This is a genomic window from Streptomyces sp. NL15-2K (assembly GCF_030551255.1).
Lineage (GTDB): Bacteria > Actinomycetota > Actinomycetes > Streptomycetales > Streptomycetaceae > Streptomyces.
In genome coordinates, this window is record NZ_CP130630.1 from 7884759 (window position 1) to 7909308 (window position 24550).

Annotated in this window: 19 protein-coding genes, 1 tRNA gene and 1 pseudogene; 14 read left to right on the forward strand and 7 right to left on the reverse strand. The window is 67.5% G+C overall.

Annotated elements, in window-relative coordinates; translation table 11 throughout:
- Window positions 1-105: 105 nt before the first annotated feature.
- A complete protein-coding gene (locus Q4V64_RS35720; RefSeq protein ID WP_124436764.1) occupies window positions 106-2664 on the reverse strand; it encodes a glycoside hydrolase family 32 protein in 2559 nt (852 codons plus the stop codon).
- Window positions 2665-3181: 517 nt separating this feature from the next.
- Between Q4V64_RS35720 and Q4V64_RS35725 the strand changes: the two genes are divergently transcribed.
- The 8 genes from Q4V64_RS35725 (at window position 3182) to Q4V64_RS35760 (ending at window position 15350) form a co-directional block, all read left to right on the forward strand.
- On the forward strand, window positions 3182-4213 hold the full coding sequence (locus Q4V64_RS35725) for a LacI family DNA-binding transcriptional regulator (RefSeq protein ID WP_301184455.1): 1032 nt from the start codon (window positions 3182-3184) through the stop codon (window positions 4211-4213).
- Window positions 4214-4608: 395 nt separating this feature from the next.
- Complete coding sequence (locus Q4V64_RS35730; protein WP_124436762.1) at window positions 4609-5907, forward strand: extracellular solute-binding protein; 1299 nt, start codon at window positions 4609-4611, stop codon at window positions 5905-5907.
- Window positions 5908-5950: 43 nt separating this feature from the next.
- Window positions 5951-6928, forward strand: a complete 978-nt coding sequence (locus Q4V64_RS35735) for a sugar ABC transporter permease (protein ID WP_253266627.1) — start codon at window positions 5951-5953, stop codon at window positions 6926-6928.
- A 6-nt stretch (window positions 6929-6934) separates the two neighbouring features.
- The gene (locus tag Q4V64_RS35740) at window positions 6935-7822 is read left to right on the forward strand and encodes a carbohydrate ABC transporter permease (protein WP_124436760.1); all 888 of its coding nucleotides are present in this window, start codon (window positions 6935-6937) and stop codon (window positions 7820-7822) included.
- Between the two features lie 165 nt (window positions 7823-7987).
- The gene (locus tag Q4V64_RS35745; RefSeq protein WP_124436778.1) at window positions 7988-10285 is read left to right on the forward strand and encodes a glycoside hydrolase family 3 N-terminal domain-containing protein; all 2298 of its coding nucleotides are present in this window, start codon (window positions 7988-7990) and stop codon (window positions 10283-10285) included.
- Window positions 10286-10426: 141 nt separating this feature from the next.
- The gene (locus Q4V64_RS35750) at window positions 10427-11902 is read left to right on the forward strand and encodes a glycoside hydrolase family 32 protein (protein WP_124436759.1); all 1476 of its coding nucleotides are present in this window, start codon (window positions 10427-10429) and stop codon (window positions 11900-11902) included.
- A gap of 92 nt (window positions 11903-11994) precedes the next feature.
- Window positions 11995-14931, forward strand: coding sequence for a discoidin domain-containing protein (locus Q4V64_RS35755; RefSeq protein WP_124436758.1), 2937 nt, complete (start codon window positions 11995-11997; stop codon window positions 14929-14931).
- A gap of 164 nt (window positions 14932-15095) precedes the next feature.
- On the forward strand, window positions 15096-15350 hold the full coding sequence (locus tag Q4V64_RS35760) for a hypothetical protein (protein ID WP_124436757.1): 255 nt from the start codon (window positions 15096-15098) through the stop codon (window positions 15348-15350).
- A gap of 121 nt (window positions 15351-15471) precedes the next feature.
- On the opposite strand, the gene Q4V64_RS35765 is transcribed toward Q4V64_RS35760, so the two are convergent.
- Window positions 15472-16494: a DNA-directed RNA polymerase subunit alpha gene (locus Q4V64_RS35765; RefSeq protein WP_124436756.1), complete on the reverse strand. Its 1023-nt coding sequence runs from the start codon at window positions 16492-16494 to the stop codon at window positions 15472-15474.
- A gap of 465 nt (window positions 16495-16959) precedes the next feature.
- Window positions 16960-17038: transfer RNA gene (locus tag Q4V64_RS35770), tRNA-Arg, on the reverse strand.
- A gap of 221 nt (window positions 17039-17259) precedes the next feature.
- On the opposite strand from Q4V64_RS35770, the gene Q4V64_RS35775 reads away from it, so the two are divergent.
- The gene (locus Q4V64_RS35775) at window positions 17260-17874 is read left to right on the forward strand and encodes a hypothetical protein (protein ID WP_303713703.1); all 615 of its coding nucleotides are present in this window, start codon (window positions 17260-17262) and stop codon (window positions 17872-17874) included.
- Window positions 17875-18248: 374 nt separating this feature from the next.
- Here the strand turns inward: Q4V64_RS35775 and Q4V64_RS35780 are convergent, their stop codons facing one another.
- Both Q4V64_RS35780 and Q4V64_RS35785 read right to left on the reverse strand, forming a co-directional pair.
- Window positions 18249-18662, reverse strand: a complete 414-nt coding sequence (locus Q4V64_RS35780; RefSeq protein ID WP_124436755.1) for a PIN domain-containing protein — start codon at window positions 18660-18662, stop codon at window positions 18249-18251.
- Entirely contained in the window at window positions 18659-18922 is a 264-nt protein-coding gene (locus tag Q4V64_RS35785; RefSeq protein ID WP_124436754.1) for a CopG family transcriptional regulator, read from the reverse strand. The genes Q4V64_RS35780 and Q4V64_RS35785 overlap by 4 nt, the downstream gene beginning before the upstream one ends.
- A 199-nt stretch (window positions 18923-19121) precedes the next feature.
- Between Q4V64_RS35785 and Q4V64_RS35790 the strand changes: the two genes are divergently transcribed.
- Window positions 19122-19916: a hypothetical protein gene (locus tag Q4V64_RS35790; protein ID WP_253266626.1), complete on the forward strand. Its 795-nt coding sequence runs from the start codon at window positions 19122-19124 to the stop codon at window positions 19914-19916.
- Window positions 19913-20440, forward strand: coding sequence for a hypothetical protein (locus tag Q4V64_RS35795; protein WP_253266625.1), 528 nt, complete (start codon window positions 19913-19915; stop codon window positions 20438-20440). Before Q4V64_RS35790 ends, Q4V64_RS35795 begins: the two co-directional genes overlap by 4 nt.
- A 160-nt stretch (window positions 20441-20600) precedes the next feature.
- On the opposite strand, the gene lspA is transcribed toward Q4V64_RS35795, so the two are convergent.
- Together lspA and Q4V64_RS55450 are read right to left on the reverse strand one after the other, a co-directional pair.
- Window positions 20601-21188 (reverse strand): signal peptidase II, encoded by a 588-nt coding sequence (gene lspA / locus Q4V64_RS35800; protein WP_348540816.1) that lies wholly within the window; start codon window positions 21186-21188, stop codon window positions 20601-20603.
- Window positions 21185-21355: pseudogene (locus tag Q4V64_RS55450) on the reverse strand (PLP-dependent aminotransferase family protein); the annotation flags it as partial. The pseudogene Q4V64_RS55450 and the gene lspA, both read right to left, overlap by 4 nt.
- Before the next feature lie 278 nt (window positions 21356-21633).
- On the opposite strand from Q4V64_RS55450, the gene Q4V64_RS35805 reads away from it, so the two are divergent.
- From Q4V64_RS35805 to Q4V64_RS35815, 3 genes are all read left to right on the forward strand, one after another.
- Window positions 21634-22764: a sensor histidine kinase gene (locus Q4V64_RS35805; RefSeq protein ID WP_253266623.1), complete on the forward strand. Its 1131-nt coding sequence runs from the start codon at window positions 21634-21636 to the stop codon at window positions 22762-22764.
- A 121-nt stretch (window positions 22765-22885) separates the two neighbouring features.
- Window positions 22886-23785 (forward strand): ATP-binding cassette domain-containing protein, encoded by a 900-nt coding sequence (locus Q4V64_RS35810; protein WP_124436753.1) that lies wholly within the window; start codon window positions 22886-22888, stop codon window positions 23783-23785.
- Window positions 23778-24530, forward strand: a complete 753-nt coding sequence (locus Q4V64_RS35815; protein ID WP_124436752.1) for an ABC transporter permease — start codon at window positions 23778-23780, stop codon at window positions 24528-24530. Before Q4V64_RS35810 ends, Q4V64_RS35815 begins: the two co-directional genes overlap by 8 nt.
- Window positions 24531-24550 lie beyond the last annotated feature (20 nt).

The window sequence follows — 24550 nt, forward strand, 5'->3', positions numbered from 1 at the left end:
GGTTTGGTGGGGATTGCCTCCACGCCCCTTTCTTGGCACCTGCCTTGCCGAGAGCCGTACGCCGGAGGCCGCCCCTGGGCGACCGGCGCGCGGACCTGCGGCTCGTCACCGCCAGATGGACTTCAGCTGCCACGCCTGCATGTGGTCGAGGGTGGCGGTGCCGCCTTCGGCGAAGACGTCGACGCCGGTGCTGGAGGGGTCGGGGAAGATCTGGTCGGTGATCACCGCTTCGCCATTGCCGCCGAAGACCTCGACGGACGACCAGTCGACGAGGATGCGTAGCTTGACCTTGCCGTTCTTGGGCTTCAAGGGTGCGGTCTGGACGCCGGGGAAGGTGCTGTTGAAGTCGCCGACGCCGGAGCGGGTGCGGTCGACGTACAGCTCCTGGGTCGTGGTGTCGTAGCCGATGACGGTCTCCTCGCCGCCTGCGCCGGTGCGAACCTTGAGGCCGAAGCGTTCGGCGTCCTTGAGGGAGAAGGTGGCCTCGATGTCGAGGGCCTTGCCCTTGGTCGCGCGGCTGATCAGCGGCTTGGAGGTGCTCCTGACGGTGACGCCGGACGCCGTCGCCGGGCGCTTCTCCCGGAGGGACTCCAGGCTGCCCACCGGCTTGCTGGTCAGCCGGGTCTGGCCGTTGATCGTGCGCAGTGCCATTTCCCGGGGAACGCTCTGCGCGCTGCGCCAGGGAGAGGTGGGGATGGACTGGCCGTAGTCCCAGTTGTTCATCCAGCCGATCATGTAGCGCTTGCCGCCCGGTGCGTTCTCCCAGGACACCGCCGCGTAGTAGTCCTTGCCGTAGTCGGTCCAGTCGGCGCGCTGTACGACGGACTTGGCGCGCGTTTCAGCGGCGGTGAACTGGTCGGCGAGGATGTGGCCCCAGCCGACGGTGTTCATGTCGACGATCTGGATCTGCGCCTTCTTGCCGACGTACGGGCGCATGTCGAAGGAGGCCCAGTCCAGGGTCTCGCTGTCGGCGCCGGTGGCGCTGCGGACGACCTCGCCGTCGACGATCAGGTTGACGGACGTCTCCTGCGAGACGCGCTGGGCCTGGCTGTCGGACAGCACGACATGGTCGACGTTGAGGTGGCCCCAGCCGCCGGTGTTGTCGTCGACGATCCTGATCTGTGCCTGCTGGCCGGCGAGGTCGCCGACGTCCCAGGAAGCCCAGTTGAGCGCCTCGGCGTCCTTCCCGGTCGCGCTGCGGACTACTTGGCCGTCCACGAGGAGCTCGACGGCGGTGGGGTTGTCGGAGCCGGCCGGGTGATTGCCGCCGCCGATGAGGAAGTTGATGTGCTTCTTGTCGATGGTGAACTCGGGCGACGTGAGCGTGCCGGTGGTGGAGTCGCCGTTCAGGAAGGTGTTGACCAGCCCGTCTCCCAGGAAGCCGGATACCTGCCCCTGGCCGGGGAGGGTGCCGGTGGCCGGTGCGGTGCCGAAGGCGTCCCCGGTCGCCGTCCAGTCGCCGTAGGTTCCGCCTTCGAAGTCGGCGAGGACCGTGCCCTCGGGCGGAGTCGTGTCCAGGACGGTTCCGGCCTCGTGCGGGTGCCGCCCGCCACCGATCTTGAAGTTCAGGTAGGGACTGTCCACGGTGAAGGAGGGAGAGGTGAGGATCCCGGTAGCGCCGTCACCGCCGTGGAAGCTGTTGGCGAGGCCCTTGCCGTCGAAGCCCTCGACGGCCCCCTGCCCGTCCACCGCCCCGGCTGCCGGTCCCTGACCGAACGCGGTGCCCGTGGTAGTCCACGCACCGAAGCCGGCGCTCTCGAAATCCTGCACCGCCGTGCCGGTGGGTGGTGTGTAGGTGCCCTTGTCCTCGGCGGTGAACTTTTTGCCGTCGAAGTCGCCGATGAAGTACTGCGAGCCCGAACCGCCCGCGATACCACCGGGGTTGATGTTGACGACCAGGACCCACTTGATGTTGTTCTTGTCCCCGTCGACGGCGAGGGGGAACAGGTCGGGGCACTCCCACACGCCGCCCGTCGCACCGGCCGGCCCGAACTCACTTTGCAGCTTCCAGTCCTTGAGGTTCTTCGACGAGTAGAACTGCACCTTGTGCTCGGCGGACAGCGACACCGTCATCAGCCAGCTCTTTGTCGGCGCGTACCACTGGACCTTGGGATCGCGGAAGTTGGTGGAGCCGATGTCGATGACGGGATTGCCCTGGTACTTGGTCCAGGTGCGGCCGCGGTCGGTGCTGTAGGCGAGCGACTGGGCCTGCTTGCCGCCGTTCTTGTAGGCGCTGGTGTAGATCGCCACCATGGGCGGGTTGTTCTTCGTGCCGAACCCGGTGGTGTTGTTCCAGTCGACGACCGCGCTGCCGGAGAACACCATCTCCTCGTCGTCGTGCGACAGGGCGAGCGGCAACTCCTCCCAGTGCACGAGATCCTTGCTCACCGCATGCCCCCAGGACATGTCGCCCCACGAGTTGCCGTTGGGGTTGTACTGGTAGAAGAGGTGGTACTCGCCCTTGTAGTAGACGAGGCCGTTGGGGTCGTTCATCCAGTTCTTCTCCGGAGTGAAGTGGAACTGGGGTCTGTAGGTCTCGGTGTACGGCGGGATGTCGGCAGCGACGGCCTGGGGGGCGAGCGGGGCGGCCGACAGGGCGCAGACGGTCGCCACCGCCGCCATCATCCGTATGCGGGCATGCCGGGATACGCGAACAGAGCTCATGGTGTCTCCTAGTCCCGCGGCTCGTCGGCGCAGCGCTGACTGCGGCCCCGGCGCGGACGGACCGAAAAATGACACCCCAGCGGCGTCGACGTCCACGCAGCCGACTGGGGTGTCAACGACGACTTGTGTCATCGATGACAGCGAGTGCCCGATTATGAAGGGCAATCCGGCCGGTGCGTCAACGGTTCGGGCGCGATTGGCCCGGGACGGGCCTGCGGTCCGTCGGGCGTCGTCGGCGGTCGGCAGCCGCCCCAACGAGTTCGGTCATGGCGGGTTGGGGTCGGCAACCGCGCAGGTCAGAGCGGTGGCTTGGGTGGCAACCGGCAGGCTTCTGCGGCATCGTGCGAGACCGAGATCGGCCGCATTAACGAGTTGTTTCCGGGGTGTTGACCGGTCGGGCCTTTCGGTGCTTCACTTCCGGGACCGGTACCGAAACCGGTTCCGGGACCGATGTCGGTACCGGTCCCACAGGGCTCTGTACGATCGGCTCTTCGGTGCGGGAGGAAGTCTTCCGCCTCTGCGTGAAGGGAGGGGAGGTGACATGGGAGTCACTATCGCCGACGTGGCCGCGCGGGCCGGGGTCAGCAAGACGACGGTCTCGCGGGTGCTGAATGCCAAGGGCGAGATCAGCGAGGACACCGTCTCGAAGGTCCGCGAGGCGATCTCGGAGCTCGGCTATGTGCCGAGCGCCGGGGCAGTGGGACTCGCACGCGGCACGACACAGATGATCGGCATGCTGGTCCCTGACATGGCCTGGGTCTGGGCCGGCATAGTGCAGGCGGTTGTCGAGACCCTGGAGACCGAGGGCTTCGGACTGCGCATGCTGACCGTGAACGGCGGTGAGGAGTCACTGCGCAGGCTGGGCCTGCAGGTCGCCGCCAAGTCGTTCGACGGTCTGCTGGTGATAGAGCCCGAGGGGACCCTGGCAGCCATCACGGAACTGCACGAAGCCGGACTGCCGGTGGTGCTGATCGACGACCGCTTCCAGCGGCCGGGATTCCCCTACGTGGCCACCACCAACCGGGAGGGCGGTGAGCAGGCGGCGCGCCACCTGCTGGACCTCGGCCGCCGTCGCCCGCTGGTGGTGACCGGTCCCGACGAGTACGGCTGCACCCGGGAACGGCTGGGCGGCTTCGTCGACGTCTATGCGCAGGCCGGGATCGAGCTCGACCCGCGCAGCATCATCGGCGGTGACTTCTTGTTCGACACAGCCCGGAGCGCGGTCGCGCAAGCCGTCGCGGACGGCGTGGAGTTCGACGCGGTCTTCGGGCACAACGACCCCTCGGCGGCCGGCGTGCTCGCGGCCTTGCACGAGGCCGGCCTGCGGATTCCGCAGGATGTCGCCGTGGTGGGGTTCGATGACGTCGAGCTGGCGTCGTACACCTATCCGGCGCTGACCACCATCCGCCAGCCGATGCGGGAAATGGGTGAGGCGGCGGCGCGTCTGCTGCTGGACCACGTGCGGAGATCGCCGGAGGCGGCCTCCTCGCGCATCGTTCCCACCAGCCTCGTGGTCCGTGGCTCGACGTTAGAGCCGAGCTCGAACTGACGCCACGTCATCGCGATGCGCACCTGATGGCGCCTCGCGGCCGGGCGGTGCGTTGCCGGTGACGCACCGCTTCCCGTCTCCTTGAAACCTCGGCGAACCTCTTCGGACTCGCCTACCCGCAACTCAGGGCGGCTGCGCCTGCGTTCGCGCGGCACCGCCCCCATGCATTTCCGCCCGCGCGTTCCCGATCCGGGACACCGAAGGGGCGCCTGGCGCACCCCGCCCGGCCGCTACCCACTCCGCGTCGGACGCTCCCACCGCGACCCGCGAGGACCCCCGTCGCCGCTGTCAGCACAGACGCTGCCCACTCGTGGGTCGGCCCATCCGGGCGCCCGCCCCTTCCTACCCTTCGCCGCCCCCCGCGCCTGTCTCGCTCAACGGCAAGGAGCCGCATCATGCGTATCACCACCCGTCACGCCGTCAGAACCGTCCAGACCCTGTGCGTCACCGTCACGGCAGCCCTACTGGCCACCGGCTGCGGCCGGAGCGAGGATTCCGGCCCCGGCAACGATGCCCCCGCCGAGATCGGCGCGGGCAAGGCCAAGGGGACGGTGGTCATGTGGTCCATGGGCGACCCCGACGACGACCTGAAGGAGCTGGCCAAGAAGTTCGAGCAGGAGAACCCGGACGCAGACGTCAAGATCACCGCGGTCCCGTGGGACGGCGCCCACGACAAGCTGACCACCGCGATAGCCGGCGGCAACACACCGGACATGTCCATGGTGGGCAGCACCTGGATGGCCGAGATGGCCGCCTTGAACGGCTTCCAGGCCACCCCGACATCGATCAAGTCGTCGGACTTCTACCCCGGTCAGTGGGACACCACCAAGTACAAGAACACCCCCTACGGCGTCCCGTTCATCGCCGACACCCAAGCGGTCTACTACCGGACCGATCTCACGGCCAAGGCCGGTATCAAGGGCGCCCTGGCCGGCGACTGGGACGGATACCTGAAGGACCTCAAGGCCATCCAGGCCACCGCCGGCAAGGAGAACCCCAAGCTGCGCCACGCCAGCGGGCTGGTGATGGGCTTCAACTCCTGGATCTTCTGGCTGCCGATGGTCTGGCGGCAGGGCGGTGACATCTACGACTCCAAGACCGGAAAGTTCACCTTCGACACGCCCGAGGTCGCCAAGGCGCTGGAGAACTACGCAAGCGTTCCGAAGCAGGGCCTGGCGCCGACCGACAGGGCGGACAACGTGCAGGAGTTCCAGGACGGGCTGACCGCCGTCTACCAGGAGGGCGCGTGGGCCGGCGGCACCTTCCACAAGGACTCCCCGCAGCTGGACGGCAAGTGGAAGACCATGCCGATGCCGTACACCAAGCAACCCGCCGGGTTCGCCGGCGGCACCGACCTGGCGGTGTTCAAGGAGGCCAAGAACCCCGACGCGGCATGGAAGTTCGCCCAGTTCCTGACCGAGCCCGCCAACCTCGCGACCTATTCCAAGGCCACCGGCAGCCTGCCTCCTTCGCCCCAGGCGTGGACCGAGGGGAAGCTGACCGAGGACGAGAACATGAAGGCGTTCGCCGAGCAGCTCGAGGTCAGCAAGGCGCCGCCCGCCATCACGACCTGGCAGCAGATCGCCGACACCATCGACTCCGAACTGGAGAAGCTGACCCTCGGCAAGGCCACCGTCGCCGAGGTGCAGAAGACGCTGCAGTCCAAGGCCACCAGCATCGGCACCGGCCGCTGAGCGCCGCCGCCATGAGCACTCCTCGTACGGACGGATGACATCCATGTCCACGAAAACGCTCCCCGAGCGGGGCGACACCCACGAGCAGGGCACCGCACGGCCGGAACAGAACCCCGGTCACCGGCGCTTCGCGGTCCGGGGCACGGCGCGCGGCAGGCAGGCCCGGGCCGCCTGGATGCTCGCCGCCCCGTTCCTCGCGCTGTTCGCGGCCTTCATGCTGCTGCCGGTGGTGTGGTCGCTGCTGATGGGCCTGACCGACACCAAGAGTTCGGACCTGCGTACGCCGCTGAACGTGTCGTTCGTCGGCTTCGACAACTACGTACGCCTCTTTGAGGACCCGCAGTTTTTCACGGCCCTGCGCAACACGGCCGTGTTCGTCCTGGTGGCCCTGCCCCTGACCCTGGCCGCCGGGCTCGCGGCGGCGGTTGCCCTCGACCGGGGCATCCGCCGCTTCCGGGCCGTCTTCCGGGTCGGCTTCTACCTGCCGGTGATCACCAGCATCGTGGCCGTCGCCGTGGTGTGGAAGACGCTCCTGGAACCTCGCGCGGGACTGGTGAACCTCGTCCTGGGCTGGTTCGGGATCGACGGTCCGGCCTGGCTGGCCGACACCCGCTTCGCCCTGCCCGTCATGATCGTGATGGCGGTGTGGCGCAACCTCGGCACCGTCATGATCATCATGCTGGCGGGTCTGCAGTCCGTCCCCCAGTCCCTGATGGAAGCGGCCGAACTCGACGGCGCCGGGGCATGGCAGCGGTTCTGGCGGGTCACCTTCCCGCTCCTGCGGCCGGCCCTGCTGCTGACCGCCGTGACCACGGGCATCGGCTATCTGCAGTTCTTCGACGAGCCGTTCGTCATGACCGACGGCGGACCGCTGGACTCCACGCTGTCGGCGACGTTGTACGCCTACAAACAGTTCGGCAACGGCAACTACGAGATGGCGTCGGCCGCCGGCTACGTCATCTTCGTCCTCATCGTCGCGCTGACCGTGCTGCAGTTCCGCGTGCTGCGAGACAAGGACTGATGCCTCATGAGCACCCTCTCCACTCTCCGAACGCCACAACCGGGCACGGACCGCGCCCTGAGGCGCCGCCGCATCCGCCAGAACTGGGGCCAGCCCTGGCTGTACCTACCGCTCGCCGGCGCCCTGCTGCTGATGATCGCGCCGTTCCTGTGGATGCTGTCCGGGTCGTTCAAGCCCGAGGCCGACATCCGCAGGGTCCCGCCCGTCCTGATACCCACGGCGCCCACGACCGCCAACTACGGCGAGCTGTTCAGCACGCTCGACTTCACGAGCATGTTCGCCAACTCCGTGATCGTGGCCCTCGCCGTCACCGCGGGCAACCTCATCTTCTGCTCGATGCTCGGATACGCCCTGGCCAAGCTGGAGTTCCGCGGGCAGCGCGCCGTTTTCCTGCTGGTCATGGGGACGCTCATGATCCCCGGCCTGGTCACCTTCGTCCCGCTGTACGTGCTGGTGGCCAACATGCAGCTGACCGGCTCCTTGCTCGGGCTGATCCTGCCGTTCCTGGCCACGCCCTTCGGGGTGTTCCTGATGCGGCAGTTCATCTCCACCCTGCCCGACGAACTCATCGACGCCGCCCGCGTCGACGGCTGCCGCGAACTGGCCATCTTCGCGAAGATCATCCTGCCGTTGACCAAACCGGCCCTCGCCACGCTGGGGATCATCACCTTCCTCGGCTCCTGGAACAACTTCCTGTGGCCCCTGGTCGTGGCCCAGAACGAGAGCCAGTACACCCTCCCCGTCGGACTCGCCCTGGCCAGCAGCGGACAGTCCTTCACCCGCTTCGGCATCCTGCTCGCCGGCGCCATGGTCGTCCTGCTGCCGGTGATGATCGTGTTCCTCCTCTTCCAGCGCCAGTTCGTGGCCGGTATCGCCACGACCGGCCTGAAGTGACGCCCCGGCTTCTGCCCCGCCGCCCTCTGCGGCATTGGTCCCGCCCGGGGCGGCGGACGGACGGCCCGCGAGGCCCACCGCAGCAGGCGGTGGCGTCGCTGCGGCGAAGCGCTCGCCGTCGCCCATCAACTCTGATCTGTGACGACTCATCTCTTGGAGAACACCGTGGGACAGCCGGTCCACTCTGCCGTGTACCTGGATCCGGAAGCGTCCGTGGAAGCGAGAACCGACGACTTGCTGTCCCGGATGACCCTGCCGGAGAAGGTCGGGCAGTTGCTGATGCTCGACGGACAACACGGGGACCTGGCGGACATCGTGTCGGCCAAGCTGGCCGGATCGGTCCTGCATGTGTCGCCCGAGCTGATGCCGCAGGCCATGGAACTGGCCCGGCAGACACGTCTCGGCATTCCGCTGCTGACCGCCGACGACGGCATCCACGGTCACTCGTTCTGGCCGGGGGCGACCATCTTCCCGACCCAGCTGGCCATGGCCTGCTCCTGGGATGCCTCCCTGCTCCACCGGGTCGCCCGTGCGGCCGCGACCGAGATCGCGGCGACCGGAATCCACGGGACGTTCTCCCCGGTGCTGTGTATCACCCGGGACCTGCGCTGGGGCCGGATCAACGAGACGTTCGGCGAGGACCCGTTCCTGATCGGTGAACTCGGGGCGGCGATGGTGCGGGGCTATCAGGGTGAGAGCCTCAGCGACCCGACAGGCGTGCTGGCGTACGCCAAGCATTTCGCGGGCTACTCCGAAACCCTGGGCGGGCGCGACGCGAGCGAAGCCGAACTCAGCCCGCGCAAGCTGCGCTCATGGTTCCTGCCCCCCTTCGAGCAGGCGGTACGTGCCGGCTGCCGCGGCTTCATGCTCGGCTACCAGTCCATCGACGGGGTGCCCATCACCGCGAACGAGTGGCTGATCAACGACGTGCTCAAGGGCGAGTGGGGCTTCACCGGGACGCTGGTGACCGATTGGGACAACGTCGGCCGGATGGTCTACGACCAGCGGACCTGCGCCGACTACGCCGAGGCGGCGGCGGTCGCCGTCTCCTCCGGCAATGACCTCATCATGGCCACGCCGCAGTTCTTCGAGGGCGCGCAGGAGGCAGTCGCGCGCGGCCTGGTCGAGGAAAAACAGATCGATGACGCGGTACGGCGGGTTCTGCGGCTGAAGTTCGAGCTCGGGCTCTTCGAGGACCCGCGCACTCCTGACCCCGAGCGGCAGGCGCGGGTGATCGGCTGCCGCGAACACGCCGACCTCAACCTTGAGACCGCCCGACGCTCCCTGGTGCTGCTGCGCAACGAGGGCATCCTGCCCCTCGAAGGCGGGCTGACCCCGGAGGGAACGGGTCGCGCCGTGAGCCAGGGTACGCCGCGGACGATCGCGGTCATCGGCCCCAACGCCGACAGCACGGAGGCCATGCTCGGCGACTGGGCGGGCGCCACCGGCCAGGTCCCATGGATGCCCGAAGGACATCCACGCGAGTCGGTGGAGACGGTGCTCGACGGCCTTCGCGCCGTCGCACCCGCCGAGTGGACCATCACGTACGCCCGCGGTGCCGACATCGCGAGCCCCGACCAGGACACCGGGTGGTCCACCGGGCCCGACGGCCAACCGCAGCCGCCCGTTTTCGCCCCCGCCCCGGTCGACCAGGCACAACTTCGGGAGGCCATCGCCGCCGCAGAGGCCGCCGACTACGCCGTCGTGGTCGTGGGGGACACCATCGACCTCACCGGCGAGGTGCGTTCCACGGCCACGCTCGACCTCCAGGGAAGTCAGATCGCACTGCTGGACGCGGTCGCCGCCACCGGAACACCGATGATCGTCGTACTCGCTCAGTCCAAGCCGAGTACCCTCCCGGACTCGGCACTGAACGCGGCGGCACTCATCGAGGCGTTCAACCCGGGCATGCGCGGCGGCCGCGCCATCGCCGAACTCCTCCTCGGACTCACCGAACCCAGCGGCCGACTCCCACTCTCCTTCGCACGCCACGTCGGACAGCAACCGGTCTTCTACAACCAGGTGCGAGGCCAGCACGGGAACCGCTACGCGGACCTCACCCAGGACCCGATGTTCGCGTTCGGCGAGGGCCTCTCCTACACCACCGTCACCTACTCCGACCTTGTCGTGCACGACCTCGACGTCCCCGCCGACGGCACCGTCGACGCCACCGTACGACTCACCAACACAGGCAGCCGTCCGGCCCTGGAAACGGTCCAGGCATACATCAGCGACCTGACCACCAGCGTCACCTGGGCCGAGCAGGAGCTGAAGGCGTTCACCCAGGTCGAAATCCCTCCCGGCGAAAGCCTGGACGTCCACATCGGCGTCCCTGCCGTGCAGTGCTCACTCGTCACAGCCGACAACCGCCGAGTGGTCGAACCAGGTGAGTTCGCACTCCGCGTCGGCCCCAGCTCACGACGGGAGCAGCAGCTGAGCGCAGGATTCCGCATCCGGACTTGAAGACCGCGTATGGACCTGAAGGCCGCATCCAGATCTGAAGACCGCATACGGGCTTGAAGACCCCCGCCCCGCCGGCCTGCCGCCCCGCCAAATCGAGGGCCGGCGGGGCGGGTTCCATCTGAAACACCGAAAGGCACGCGTGTGTCCACCACACCCCGCGATCCGCACCGCCCCGTGGCGCACCTGCGCCCGCCCCGCAACTGGATCAACGACCCCAACGGGCTGGTCTTCCATGACGGCCACTACCACGTGTGCTACCAGTACAACCCGTACGGCGCGACCCACGCGAACCTGCACTGGGGCCACTTCCGCAGCCCCGACCTGCTGACCTGGGAGCCGCTGCCGATCGCCCTGTCCCCAACCCCAGGTGGCCTGGACGCCGACGGCTGCTTCTCCGGCAACGCCGTCTCCGACGGCGAACGGCTGGTCGCCTTCTACTCCGCGCACCGCGAGGACCGCTCGCCCCAGCACCAGCCGGTCACCTCCGCCGTCTCCGACGACGGCGGCAGAAGCTTCCACCCGCGGGGCGAACTGCTCATCGCCGAGCTGCCCGAGGGCTGCACCATGTACCGCGACCCCTACGTCTGGCAGGACGGCGACGGCTGGCGGATGCTGGTCGGCGCCGCCCTCGCGGACGGCCGCGCCGCTGCTCTGCTCTACGACTCGCCCGATCTGGAGACCTGGACCTACCGGGGGCCCTTCGCGGCCCGCCGTCCGGAGCCCATCGGTGGTACCGACCTGCTTACCGGCGAGGGCTGGGAATGCCCCCAGTACCTCCCGGCACCCGACGGACCCGGCGCCCTCATCCTCAGCACATGGACCGAACCCACCGGCCCGCAGAGTGTCGCAGCCCTGATCGGCGAAGAACACGAGGGGCAGTTCAATGCCGGCCCGGCGGTGCCCGCCGACTATGGCCCCGACTACTACGCACCCGCCCTGCTGCGCGCACCGGGCAACCGGTGGCTGCTGTGGGGCTGGTCGTGGGAAGCCCGCGACGAAGCCTGGGCCGTCGCGGACGGATGGGCCGGGGTCCTCACCCTGCCCCGCGAGATCCATGTCGACGATGGCGGCACGCTGCGTCAGCAGCCCGCCACCGAGCTGCTCGCCCTGCGCGGCGACCACACCATCCACGCTGCAGGCGCGACGCACGGCCCGCAGCCGGTGGAACTCGGCAGCGTGGGCCGGGCCTTCGACCTGACGGCCCGCCTGGAGCAGACCGCTGGAAACGCCGGTCTGCGGCTGCTCACCACCCCGGACGGCTCCGAATACCTCGACATCCGCCTCGATGCCGACGCGGGCGAACTGGTCGTCGACCGTGACCACGCCTCACTGGACCCCCGGGCCCGCGGCGGTTCCCACCGGATGCCCTGCCCGGCAGACCGGGCTGTCGACCTGCGCGTCGTCGTCGACCACTCCATCGCCGAAGTCTTCCTGATCACCACCGGCCAGGTCCTCACCCTGCGCTTCTACCCCACAGGGCAGAGCCCGTGGCGACTTCAGGCCCGCACCGCCCCGGGTACGCGCCTCGGCTTCGCGGTCGACGCGTGGGGACTGCACCCGCTCGTGATCAAGGAGCCGAGCACCGGCGTCGCAGAGTCGGCGCCGGCGTCGCCGTAGAACCGACTCCAACCGGTCGATCCCCCACCTCGGCACTGTGTCCCACCCGCTCTCCCAAGTACTGAACAAGCAGGTCCGAAGGAGGATCTTCCATGAGCTCATACGGTCTCGGACGACGCCAGTTCCTGGCCACCGCAGTCGGTGTCGCCGCCGCCTGGACCCAGATTTCCGGGAACGCCATCGCCGCCCCGCAGCTGAAGCAAGCCTCACGTGACAATTCCGTCCGTGTGTGGCTGACGGACGTATCGGCCGGCAAGTGGGTCGCCGGTCAGGACGATGTGCTGTTCAAGGCGAGGAGAACGGCCAACCCGCTGACGATCAAGATCGACGACAGCGTCAAGTACCAGAAGGTCCAAGGCTTCGGCGCGGCCATGACCGACTCCTCCGCCTGGCTCATCGACAAGCTGTCCCCTGCCGAGCGGACCAAGCTGATGAAGGAGCTGTTCGATCCCTCGAAGGGAATCGGCCTCAGCCTGCTCCGCTCGCCGATGGGCGCCACGGATTTCAACGCGTCCGGGAACTACTCCTACAACGACATGCCCGCGGGCCAAACGGACCCGACGCTGTCCAACTTCTCCATCCAGCATGACGTGCCGTACATCATTCCGGCCTTGCGGCAGGCTCTCTCGCTCAACCCGTCCATCAAGGTCATGGCCAACCCGTGGAGCCCACCAGGCTGGATGAAGACCTCCGACTCCATGATCGGAGGCACTCTCAAGAGCGAGTACACCTCCGCGCTCGCCGACTACTTCGTCAAGTTCATCCAAGCCTATGGCGAAGCCGGCGTGCCCATCTCCTACATTTCCCCGCAGAACGAACCCATGGGTACGCCCACCTGGCCCGGGATGTTCCTGTCCGCGTATCAGGAAGCCGATTTGATTCAGGAGATCGGCAAGGCGTTCGAAGCCAACGGAATCTCCACGAAGATCCTGGCTTGGGACCACAACTGGGACGTGCCCTCGTATCCGGAGACGATTTTCAGCGACCCCGCAGCCTCCAAGTACACCGCGGGAACCGGGTGGCACATCTACAGCGGCAACCCGAACTACCAGACGCTGGTCCACAACGACTACCCGAGCAAGGAAACGTTCATCACGGAAGCCACCGGAGGCGTTTGGCAGGACAGCGACCAGACAGCGTTCAGCGAAGCACTGGGTACGTGGATCATCAACGGAACGCGCAACTGGGCGAACGGGGTGATGCTGTGGAACATCGCACTCGACCCCGATCGGGGCCCGCTCAACAGCGACACGGCCGGCATACCCATGCTGCGGGGGTTGCTCACGATCGACCCGGCCGACGGGCGGGTGACCTACAACGTGGACTACCACGCCCTCGCTCACGCCAGCAGGTTCGTCAAGCCCGGAGCACGCCGGATCTACTCGAACACCTTCGGGGAAGGCAGCATAGAGAACGTCGCGTTCCAGAACCCGGACGGATCGAAGGTCCTGATCGCGCACAACTCGGGCAGCGCGGCGAAGACCTTCAGCGTCGCGGACGGGACCCACTCGTTCGACTACACCCTGAACGCCGGCGACGCCGTCACCTTCACGTACTCCGGGCCTGCGCAGAGCGGCCGTACCCCCGCAGCGACCAAGGTCTCGGACCCGACACACGACTTCACGTTCAAGTCGGCATCCGGCCCGGTCACCGTCACGTACGACCCGGCACTGCTGCTCTACCAGAACTCCATCCGTACCGGAAACAAGCTGGTCACGTACTCCCTTCCGATCGGAGCTTCCGTCCAGACGACCGGAAGGGCGCTGAGCCGTAGCAAATGGACCGCCACGGCTTCCGCGCAGCCGGATTGGGGTGTGGCCGCGAACGCGATCGACGGCGACATCAACACCAGGTGGAGTCTCGGGCACGGGACGACGAGCGGCGACTGGTTCCAGATCGACCTGGGGAGCCCCACGAGCTTCAACAAAATCGTCTTCGACACCGGCGTGAACAATTCTTTCGACTACGTCACCAAGTATCAGATCTACGTTTCGAACGACGGAGTCGATTGGGGCAGCGCGATTGCGAGCGGCAGCGGGGGCATTGGCAAGATAGCCGTCACGTTGCCGACCCGAACGGCACAGTACATTCGCATCGTCAGTACTGCGCCATCCGGTTTCTGGTGGGCCATCGGCGACATCGAGGTGTACGGGTCTGCGCATGGAACCGGATCGATCACAGCTCCGGCAGCGATACCGAACGGCCTCCAGCTGAAGAACTGGACCAGCAAGGAAGGGGAGCAGGTCACCGTAGCATTCAACGGGACCACCGACAGCAAGAGTTTCAAGATATCCACCGACGGCTCGTACACCTATACGCTGCCGAGCGGGACTTCGGCGATGTTCACGACCAAGAAGCTGTCGAGCTTCCCGTCGCCGACCTTCAGCGATTTCAAGCCGGAACGAGGCATGCCGCGCTCCAAGTTCACGATCCGCGGTTCTGGTTTCGGTGATGCACAGGGGCTGGGTACGGCGTATTTCGGATCGAGCTATGCCGAAATAGACACCTGGTCGGACACGAGCATCAGCGCCTACGTCCCGAGGGGGCTTCCAGCGGGGAAGGTCACGGTTTCCGTGAAGGGGGCCAGCGGAGCAGACGCAGGTGGATCATCGTTCGACGTCATAGATCTTGGTCCTGCGCTGCCGCGGACGGGCTGGACCGCAAAGGCTTCGGACGCAAGCCAGTGGGATGCGCCCGGAAACATGCTCGACGGTAATTCCGACACTCGGTACAGCTCCGGAACAGGGCAGTACGACGGCCTCTGGATCCAAGTGGACATGGGACAAACGCAGATCTTCAGCAAGATCGTTTTGGATGTCGGCGGCAGTGTCAGCGACTATGCGCGAAGCGCAGACGTATACGTATCCATGGACGGAACCGACTGGACCAAGGTTTCTTCCGTAGCGGACGGCCAACGAGTCCACCTGATTTCCTTCCCGACGCAAACAGCTCGCTACATCAAGGTCGTCAATACCGGAAACGTTGCGCGTAGCTGGTGGTCAGTCGCAGAATTCAACGCCTACAACTGACCTCGGGCTTTCATGTAGGGCGACCGTTGGCCTTGCCCCCGACGCAGAGGAAGTGCCTCTGGCCAGCGAGGACAGGGATTGCTGATGTCCTTGTTCCCGCAGTGGCTGGAGGCACCTACCGGATGAAGGATGCGCTCGGCTGTGACTGCCAGGCCGATACAGGGATGCTTCGCGCACAGCGGACCGTGCTCGGGCTGGTGCCCTCCGAGGGCACTGGACGCGATCCGGAAGGCTCGCTGCTGCAACGGGTCTGGTCACTGGGGCGGCGACGCTTCGACCTCGACCTACTGGGGTCCCTCGACGCGCGTACGAAGGAGTCCGTCGGCAGCGTCGGCCAGCACACCGGCGAGGGCTGGGACTGTCCCCAGTACCTCCCGGCGGCCTCGGCACCCCGGCGCCCTCACCCTCAGCGCCTGTAACTACGACGACAGCGCCAGGTGCGTCGCCGCCCTGGCCGGTGCCCGGCGCCCTCGCCGGTGTGCTGGCCGACGCTCAGCCCATCGCCGGGATAACGGCACGGTCTGCACGTCAGCACAGCGTTCAGTACTGCTCGGTCTCCACGAAACCGGCGTCCGTGTCATTGTTCGCGCCGAAGGCGTCGGCAGCGTGGGTGGGGTCGAATCCGGGCGGGCTGTCCTTGAGGCCCAAGCCCAGGCCGGCCAGCTTCGCCTTGACCTCGTCGATGGACTTCGCACCGAAGTTACGGATGTCCATAAGGTCGGCCTCGGAGCGCGCCAGGAGCTCGCCCACGGAGTGGACGCCCTCGCGCTTGAGGCAGTTGTACGACCGAACGGTGAGCTCCAGCTCCTCGATCGGCAGGGCGAGATCGGCGGCGAGGGCGGCGTCCGTGGGGGACGGGCCCATGTCGATGCCCTCGGCGTCGATGTTGAGCTCACGGGCCAGCCCGAACAGCTCGACCAGGGTCTTACCGGCGGAGGCCATCGCGTCACGCGGACGCATCGCCTGCTTGGTCTCGACGTCGACGATCAGCTTGTCGAAGTCGGTGCGCTGCTCGACACGGGTCGCCTCGACCTTGTACGTGACCTTCAGAACGGGCGAGTAGATCGAGTCGACCGGGATACGGCCGATCTCCTGGCCGACCTGCTTGTTCTGCACGGCGGAGACGTAACCGCGGCCACGCTCGACCGTCAGCTCCATCTCGAGCTGGCCCTTGCCGTTGAGCGTGGCGAGGACGCGGTCGGGGTTGTGCACTTCGACACCGGCCGGGGGTGCGATGTCGGCGGCGGTGACGAGACCCGGGCCCTGCTTGCGCAGGTACATCACGACGGGCTCGTCGTGCTCGGACGACACGACGAGCTGCTTGATGTTCAGGATCAGGTCGGTGACGTCCTCCTTGACGCCCGGCACGGTGGTGAACTCGTGCAGCACGCCGTCGACGCGGATGGATGTGACAGCCGCACCGGGGATCGACGACAGGAGGGTGCGGCGAAGGGAGTTGCCGAGGGTGTAACCGAAGCCCGGCTCCAGCGGCTCGATCACGAACCGGGAGCGGAACTCGTCGACGACCTCTTCGGTCAGGGACGGACGCTGAGCAATCAGCACGAGGTGTTGCCTCCAGTGGTTTGGCGCCCGCTATGTAACGCCGTAGGCACCACGAAGGGTACGGGCCATACGGGCGATACGGTCTCCGCACAGGCCGAACCGCCCGTCTCCCCAACTCAGCCAGGAGGCTTCGGGCCCCGTCCCGCCCCCCACGGCCGTTCTGCTTTGCTCGCGTCCAGCTCGCGTCCAGCTCTCGGGCGCGCAGGACGGCCAGGGCTGGGCTGTTCCATCACGCGACGACGACGCTGGGGTGCAAGCCCGGCCGCCGGTACTCGAAGTACCACCGCAGCGGCTGGGACCGCGCACCGTCCAACCACCTTCGAAGGACGGGGAGATCGCCACCGCTGTCCTGCGCGTTCACGCTCCGACGCTAGAGACGACAATTCATGCAGGTCACACGCTCGTTTTGGCATGCACGCAAAACTCCCGACCTGTATTTCTGCAGGTCAGGAGCTTTTTCCGGAGTGCCCCCGGCAGGATTCGAACCTGCGCACACGGCTCCGGAGGCCGGACAGTTCCCAGACGTTTTCGCAGTTCAGCAGGCTATCTGACGGAATGTTAGCCCCGTCGTCCGTGCATGTCCCGCGATCTGGAAATATCCTATTCTGACCTGCTTGCCTCGATTGCATTGTCCCGGGGATCCTCGGTGCCAGCCTGCGGAGTACCCGGAAATAGATTCGGCAGCCCCTGCTGTTGAGTGTCGGCCACACCGGCTGCATGGAGGGGCGGTGCCGGACCTGAAGCTCTACAAATGCCGAGGCCGATGTGCAGAGCATCGTCGAGGGCAACATGGAGAAGCTGCTCGAGGTCCGGTTCCTGGCGAGCGAGTGCAGCACCGGCCCGGTCCACGGCGGTCGGATCGACTCGCTGGGCCTCGACGAGAACGGGGCGCCGGTGGTCGTGGCGCACAAACGCGGCACTGACGCCGGCGTGATCCATCAGGGCCTCTACTGCATGGCGTGGCTGGTGCACCACCAGGCAGAGTTCCGGCACCTCGTCCGCGACCGGCTCGGGCCCGCCGTCGCGGCCCAGGTGTTGTGGAGTGCGCCCAGGCTGATCTGTATCGTCGGCGGCTTCACCCGCGACGTGCACACCGTACGCGAGCACCGGCGCTGCAAGCATCGACCCGGTGCCCTTCCCTTTTGGGCACCGAACAGAAGCAGTACCGGGCGTACCAAGAGGTTGCGGAACTTCGCCTGCCCCCCCAGAGGCAAGAAGCTCCTCGTTCACCTGAAGGCCGACGCCGGCGAGGTCGAGCTGATCCCCGGTCACCCGGGATGTGACGGGGCTTGCACACCACGGCACGGGCGACCTGGAAGTGCTGAGCGGGACGTGGAGCGAACTGTGGACCTGTTCCGGGTCAGCTACGCCGCGGTGTAGCCGTCCGCTGCGTCCGTGACAGAGGGCGCGGGACTGTGCGCTTGTGGCTGACCTGGTGATCGTGCCTTCCGGCGTACGGGCAGGTAGTGGCGGTGGACCATCAATGATGCGCGCGATCGCCGGTTTGGCCAACCGGCGATCTGCGGCTATATTCCGCGCTCCTTCGGCAGTGCCGCCGACTTGAGCGCAATCACGATCAGGGACTCATTTCGAGGGTGCAGCACCGTGCGTACTTCGTGTCACGGGATTGAGGGGCGTGGTCGAAGAGGGCGCGCAGGGTGAGGGATTCCTCGAGGAACTTCTACGCCAACCGAGTGGTGAACACCGAATTCCTGGATTCCTGATAGTCCCGAGCCCTGGCAAGACGCTGGGTCTCAGATCTTGATGACGGTAACGCGTGCGCCGCACAGCGCGATGAGGTCCTCGGGGCCGGAGGTGAGGATTGTGACGGGTCCGGTCGCGGCGAGGGCGGTGGCGCCGAGCATGGCGTCGATGGCGTACTTGTGGCCGTGCAGGCCGGCGTCGGCGAGCAGGGTGGCGGCGTGGCGGGCGATGGGCTCGGTGACCGGCTCGACGACGAGGCGGGAGAGGGTCCACTCCAAGGCTGGACGGTTGATGCGGGGGTGGACCACCTCGACGAGTGTGGCCGCGGACGTGATCACCCGAAGGTCGTCGGCGCGGGCCAGGGCGAGCCAGCCGGTGACGGTGCGGTCGCGCAGCACGGCCTTGGCCAGTCCTTCGCTGTCGAGGACGAGCGTGCCGCCGGGGACGGCTGGGGAGCGGGTCACGCGGCGTCCGCCCCGCTCTGCGTCTGCCGGGGGCGGGCCTGGTGGAGCTGGTCGCGCAGGGCCTGGATCTCCTCGTCGGTGACGGGCCCGTGTTCGGCTTCGGCGACGGCGATGAGTTCGTTGAGGTTGTCGCGTTCGATCTGGCGGGCGACGGCGGCGGCGACGTAGGCGGACAGCCCGGAGGGGCCGCTGCGGGCCTTGGCGGCTTCGGCGATGTCGCGGGGCATGGTGATCGAGTACTTGCCGGTAGGGTCACTCATGCTACCTATCCTACCTTTAATCCTCCCCGTAAGGGTGCCTTGCCGGCTCCCTGTTTCCAGGTCAGGGCAGCGTGGCTTCTGGGACGCCATTGCTCCGATGGGCGTACGCGTTCACCTGGGTAGAAAGGTGGTGGGCGCCATGAGGAATGCGGCATTCCCGGTGCATGGAGTGCCCAAGAGGAGACGCGCTGGAAGAACCGTGATCGCTGGGCCGCGCGGCAACGGCCACGTCGCGATCGCAGCGGCAGATGTCCGGGAGCTGGCCGATGTGTTCGGTGCCGAACTGGTCCGTTCCGTCCGGGACTGCGCAGCCCGTGAGCAGGATCGCGTGGTTACTGGCTGTGGCTCGGCTCGCGGACGCGCGGTCGGCGTCAGCTGGTACGCCTTCGCGCTCGAGTATCTGGACATGCGCTGGCCGAAGATCGCGGCGAAGACCCGGAGCGAGACCAACGAGGCCCTGTGCGCGATCACCCAGGCGATGCTTCGCGACGTACGGGGCCGCCCGAGCGACGAGCTGCTGCGCCGCACGCTGCGGGACTGGGCGTTCGTCGTGCCCCGGCCCGAGCCGCGGAGCATGCCGACCGATGTGCGCCTCGCACTGCGCTGGGTGGCGGGCGCCTCACGCCCGCTGACCGACATGCTGGATCCGGCCGTGATGCGGGCCGTGCTGGAGGTCCTGCGCCTGAAGCAGGACGGCACGGTGGCAGCGGCCGAGACCCAGCGGCACAAGCGCATGACCCTGGTCAACGCGGTGGGCTACGCCATCGAGCAGCGCCAGCTGCCCGCCGACCCGCTTGCCTCCATCAAGTGGCGCATCGTCCAGACCGTCAAGCAGGTCGATCCGCGGGTGGTCGCCAACCCTGCCCAAGCCCGCTCCCTGCTCTGTGCCGTCTCCTACGTCGGCAGTTACGAGCGGGCTCGCGGACGGCGGCTGGTCGGGCTGTTCGGCGGCATGTACTACGCGGGCTGCGGCCCGAGGAAGCGGTCGCGGTGACCCTGCCGGATTGCCTCCTGCCGACTGAGGGCTGGGGCAGGGTGACCCTGCACATCACTCGGCCCCAGGCGGGCAAGAAGTGGACCGACACCGGACGGCTTCATGACGAGCGTGGTCTGAAAGATCGCCCGCCGGGCGAAACCCGTCCGGTGCCGCTGCCGCCGGAGCTGGTGGCACTGTGGCGGGAGAGCATCGACACCTTCGGCACCGCCGACGACGGGCGGCTGTTCTTCAACGAGCGCGGCGGCATTGCCGCCTCCGGCACGTACGACCGTGTCTGGCACGAGGCCCGCGAACTCGCCTTCCTGCCCGACCTGGTGGCATCCCCGCTCGCGGCCCGCCCCTACGACCTGCGCCACTCAGCTCTGTCCACGTGGCTGAACGCTGGCGTCGACCCCACCGAGGTCGCCGAACGTGCCGGCAACAGCGTCGAGGTCCTCATGACTCGCTACGCCAAGTGCCTGTACGGGCGGCAGGAGATCGCCAACCAGCGCATCGAGCAACTCCTGCACGAGTACGCGTAGCACACAGACTGCGGTCACCGCCCGAGATCTTCTGACACTCACCTCGTCTGCCACAAGACCAGCGCGTCGGCCGCGCGGACTTGGTGCGGGGGGCCGAGGAGGACCATGATGCCGTGCCGCCGGGGAGGGGCGCGCGAACGATCGAACTTAGGCCCCGTCCTCAGTTTTCAACACTGGCTGCTCCTTTTTCGGCTGACTCGGCTCGTACGGCGGATTCCAGGGTGCCGTCCAGGTGGATTCCCCGGAACGAGGCCCACGCCACGAGTGCGCTGCCGCACACCACGGAGCAGTCGGCGAGGTTGAAGACTGGCCAGTGCGGCAGCTGGATCCAGTCCACGACATGCCCCTGCCATGGAGAGGGCGCGCGGAATATCCGGTCGATCAGACTCCCCGCGGCACCGGCCATGATCAGCCCGAAGGAGACTGCCCAGACGGGGGTGCGGATCCGGGGCGACACCACCAGCATGGCGATGAGCACCCCAATTTTCACCGTGGTAAAGAACCACGTTTCACCCTGACCGAAGGAGAACCCTCCGCCGGAATTAAAGACCAGCGTGAATTTCAGAAGCCCGCCGAGTGTCTGCGTCGGATCAGTGACCGAGAAATGCGTCAACGCTATCTGCTTTGTGGCTAGATCCGCCGTCAGCAGCGTGAGCACCACTGCCGTCATAATTCCAAGCCGTCGAGGCATGGCGTCGGGGGGCAAGGAAGCTTCTTGGATAAACTTTGGGCGCCGTAAGCCAGTCATGGGAGCATTGTAGGCGAGGATCGCCTGAAAGTTTTGGCGAGCCGTATTAGGCCCTCCTCGATCCCCTCAGGGGTGTGCGCGGTGAATGACATCCGCAGGGTTGCCGGGTCGGCCGGGCCCGCGAAGAACGGGGCGCCGGGGACGTACGCGACGCCATGGGCCACGGCCCGGGACAGGAAATTCCCAGCAAATGCGAAGACGTTTCGATCTGCGGCTCACGGCCTGCAACAATTCTTCGAACCCGTCGGTGGCAGGAAGCCACCTTGAGCCGGGGTTAAATACATGGCTGCTCGTCAGGTCGGCCCCGGCTTCCGGGCAGCCGCGTTCATCGTGCCCCACCCGGTCGGGTGGTCGGGACGGACCTGCACCGGACCCGGGCCGTTGCAGAAGGAAATCGCACGAACACGTTGGACGCACCGCGAACCGAACGAATACGTTCAAGGGCATGGGTGATGTCCGTCGTCGGCGCTTGATCATGCTCGATGTGCTGGCCGCACTCGGATTCGTACTGCTCCCGCAGGTGTCGCTGCTGCGGCCGGCCATGAGCGCCGAGGTGAGCGGCGGCACCGTATGGCTGCTGTCGCTGAGCACCGCGCTGCCTCTGATCGCCCGGCGGCTGTGGCCCGTGCCGGTCTTCGTGTTCGTCCTGACCGCCGCTTGCGTGGCGTCGGCCGTCGGTGTCGGACCGCCCCCGTTTTTCGCCGCCGCCTACGCCCTGTACACGGTGGCCACGACGAGGCGGCGGCAACCAAGGCTGTCCGCAGTTCTCATCGCCGGGCAGTGCGCGGTGGGCGCGGCCCTGCTCACGGTGACGGGAGGGCAGAGCTACCAGGGTGGGACCCAGGCAGTGCAGGTCGTGTTCGGACTGCTCGTCCTCGGCGCCACTTGGGCGGCGGGATCGGCGGTCAGAGAGCGGCGGGAGAGCATACGGCGTGCCATCGAGCAGGCGGCCGAGCAGGCGAAGGTCGAGGAACGCCTGCGCATCGCCCGCGACATCCACGACGTCGTCACGCACAGCGTGGGCCTGATCGCAGTCCGGGCCGGGATCGCCAACCATGTGGTCGCCAGCCACCCGAAGGAGGCGCGGGAAGCCCTGACGATGATCGAGGACGTGGCCCGCGGTGCGCTGCGCGACATGCGGGCCACCCTCAAGGTACTGCGCCGGGACCAGGAGGGCGCTCAGGACCTTAGGCCGGTTCTCGGGCTGTCGGACCTTCCCTCCCTGGTCCAGTCGGCGGAGGCGGCGGGCGTGCGGGTGGACCTGCGGTCTCGCGGCACGGAGGAACCTCCGGACGGTGTCGCGCTGTCCGCGTTCCGGATCGTCCAGGAGGCGCTGACCAACGTCATCAAACACGCCGCGCCGACCCGCTGCCGGGTGCACCTCACCGCGGAGCGGGGCACGTTGACGATCGACGTGGCCGACGAGGGCCCCGGGCCCGGGAAACGGCCGAGCGTGCCCGGCGGCCAGATGGGCCTCGTCGGGATGAAAGAGCGGGTCGCCGCGCACGGCGGCACCCTCAGCGCCGGACCGAGGCCGGGCGGCGGTTTCCGGGTCCTGGCGACGCCGCCGTACTGAGCCGGACTCATTCGTACCGGGCGGACTCATCCGCAAGTATGGCTTCGGCCCCGCGAAGGCCGTCCGGTAGTCCCGACCCGGGACCGATGCTGCCGGCGGGACGCCCGATGAGACTCACCATGTGATTGACGTCCAGAACTTGACCAAGCGGTACGAGCAGAAGACCGTCGTGGACCTCACCTTCACGGTGCGGTCCGGGGCCGTCACGGGATTCCTCGGCCCCAACGGAGCCGGGAAGTCCACGACGATGCGGATGATGCTCGGCCTCACCCGCCCGGACACCGGATCCGTACGTATCGACGGGCGTGCCTATCACGAACTGCGGTACCCGGTCCGGCATGTTGGTGCCCTGCTGGAGACATCGGCCCCGCATCGCAGCCTGACCGCCGCCGACCACCTGTTGTGGCTCGCGCAGAGCAACCGGATCGCCCGGCAACGGGTCGGAGAGGTCCTGGAGATGGTCGGCCTGACGGACGCGGCCCGGCGGCGGATCGGCACGTTCTCCCTGGGGATGGGCCAGCGACTCGGCTTGGCCGCGGCGCTGCTCGGCGACCCGCCCGTCCTGGTGCTCGACGAGCCGGTCAACGGCCTTGACGCAGAGGGAATCCGGTGGCTGCGCGAACTGCTGCGCGCGATGGCCGCCGAAGGCCGGACCGTCCTCGTCTCCAGCCACCTGATGACCGAGATGTCCATGGTCGCGGACCATCTGATCGTCATCAGCCGCGGGCAGCTCCTCGCGGAGACCAGCATGTCGGACTTCATCCAACGCCACGGACGTACGTACGTACGCGTGCGGACACCGGAACCGCTGCGGCTCAACAGGGAACTGGAACGGAAGGGAGCCTCGCTGAGGCTCGCATCGGACGGCAGCCTGGAAGTCGGCGGCATGTCGGCGGCCGAGATCAACCGGTTGGCCGCGGCCAACGGGCTCTCGCTCGAAGAGCTGAGCACCCACACGGGATCCCTTGAGGACACCTTTCTCGAGCTCATCGGCAAGGGAGGAAGGAACACCCATGTCTGAGACAGTCGCGGCCATCCGGGCTGAGTTCACCAAGCTGCGAGGCGTCCGCGGCACGTTCATCGCGCTGTTGCTGTTCGTTCCCGTCAGCGTCCTCATCGCCGCCCTGGGCGGCTGGTCCACGAAGGGCGCGATCGAATCCGACAGCCCTGGGCTTCGCTCCGACTTCACCCCGGAGCAGGCTGGCCTGGACGGCATCCTCTACGGCCAACTCGCCCTGATCGTGTTCGGAGTGCTCATCGTCTCCAGCGAGTACGCGTCGGGCATGATGCGGGTCTCGCTGCTCGCCGTGCCCCGGCGAGGCCGGCTCTACGCGGCGAAGATGGCCGTCACCGCTGTCGCCGCCGCGGCCATCGCGATCCCCGTCACCGTCGTCAGCTACCTGGTTACCCAGCTCGCCCTGGGATCCTACGGCGCCGCGATCGACGCGAGCGGCGTCCCCGGCGCCCTGGCCGGCGCGGTGGTCTACCTGATGCTGATGAGCCTGTTCGCGGCGGGTGTGGCCGCGATGGCCCGCAGCGCCATCCTGCCGCTGGCCACTCTGCTCCCGATGGTGCTCGCCGGAACCCAGATCCTTTCCGTCATCGGAGCGACGAGGGAGGTGGCGCGGTACTTTCCCGACCAGGCCGGCATGCGGATGCTCGACGTCGACTCGAACGACGCGCACACCGGATTCGCGGTGCTGCTCGTGTGGACCGTGGCGGCGCTGGCCGCGGGCTACTTCCGGCACAGTCGCTGGGACGCGTGACGGGACTGGCATGAGGCATG

Coding starts and splice junctions, on each gene's coding strand:
- lspA (WP_348540816.1), bottom strand. CDS start 21,188: ATGACTGGCTTACGGCGCCCAAAGTTTATCCAAGAAGCTTCCTTGCCC.
- Q4V64_RS35730 (WP_124436762.1), top strand. CDS start 4,609: ATGCGTATCACCACCCGTCACGCCGTCAGAACCGTCCAGACCCTGTGC.
- Q4V64_RS35815 (WP_124436752.1), top strand. CDS start 23,778: ATGTCTGAGACAGTCGCGGCCATCCGGGCTGAGTTCACCAAGCTGCGA.
- Q4V64_RS35735 (WP_253266627.1), top strand. CDS start 5,951: ATGTCCACGAAAACGCTCCCCGAGCGGGGCGACACCCACGAGCAGGGC.
- Q4V64_RS35720 (WP_124436764.1), bottom strand. CDS start 2,664: ATGAGCTCTGTTCGCGTATCCCGGCATGCCCGCATACGGATGATGGCG.
- Q4V64_RS35755 (WP_124436758.1), top strand. CDS start 11,995: ATGAGCTCATACGGTCTCGGACGACGCCAGTTCCTGGCCACCGCAGTC.
- Q4V64_RS35740 (WP_124436760.1), top strand. CDS start 6,935: ATGAGCACCCTCTCCACTCTCCGAACGCCACAACCGGGCACGGACCGC.
- Q4V64_RS35760 (WP_124436757.1), top strand. CDS start 15,096: ATGCTTCGCGCACAGCGGACCGTGCTCGGGCTGGTGCCCTCCGAGGGC.
- Q4V64_RS35805 (WP_253266623.1), top strand. CDS start 21,634: ATGGGTGATGTCCGTCGTCGGCGCTTGATCATGCTCGATGTGCTGGCC.
- Q4V64_RS35785 (WP_124436754.1), bottom strand. CDS start 18,922: ATGAGTGACCCTACCGGCAAGTACTCGATCACCATGCCCCGCGACATC.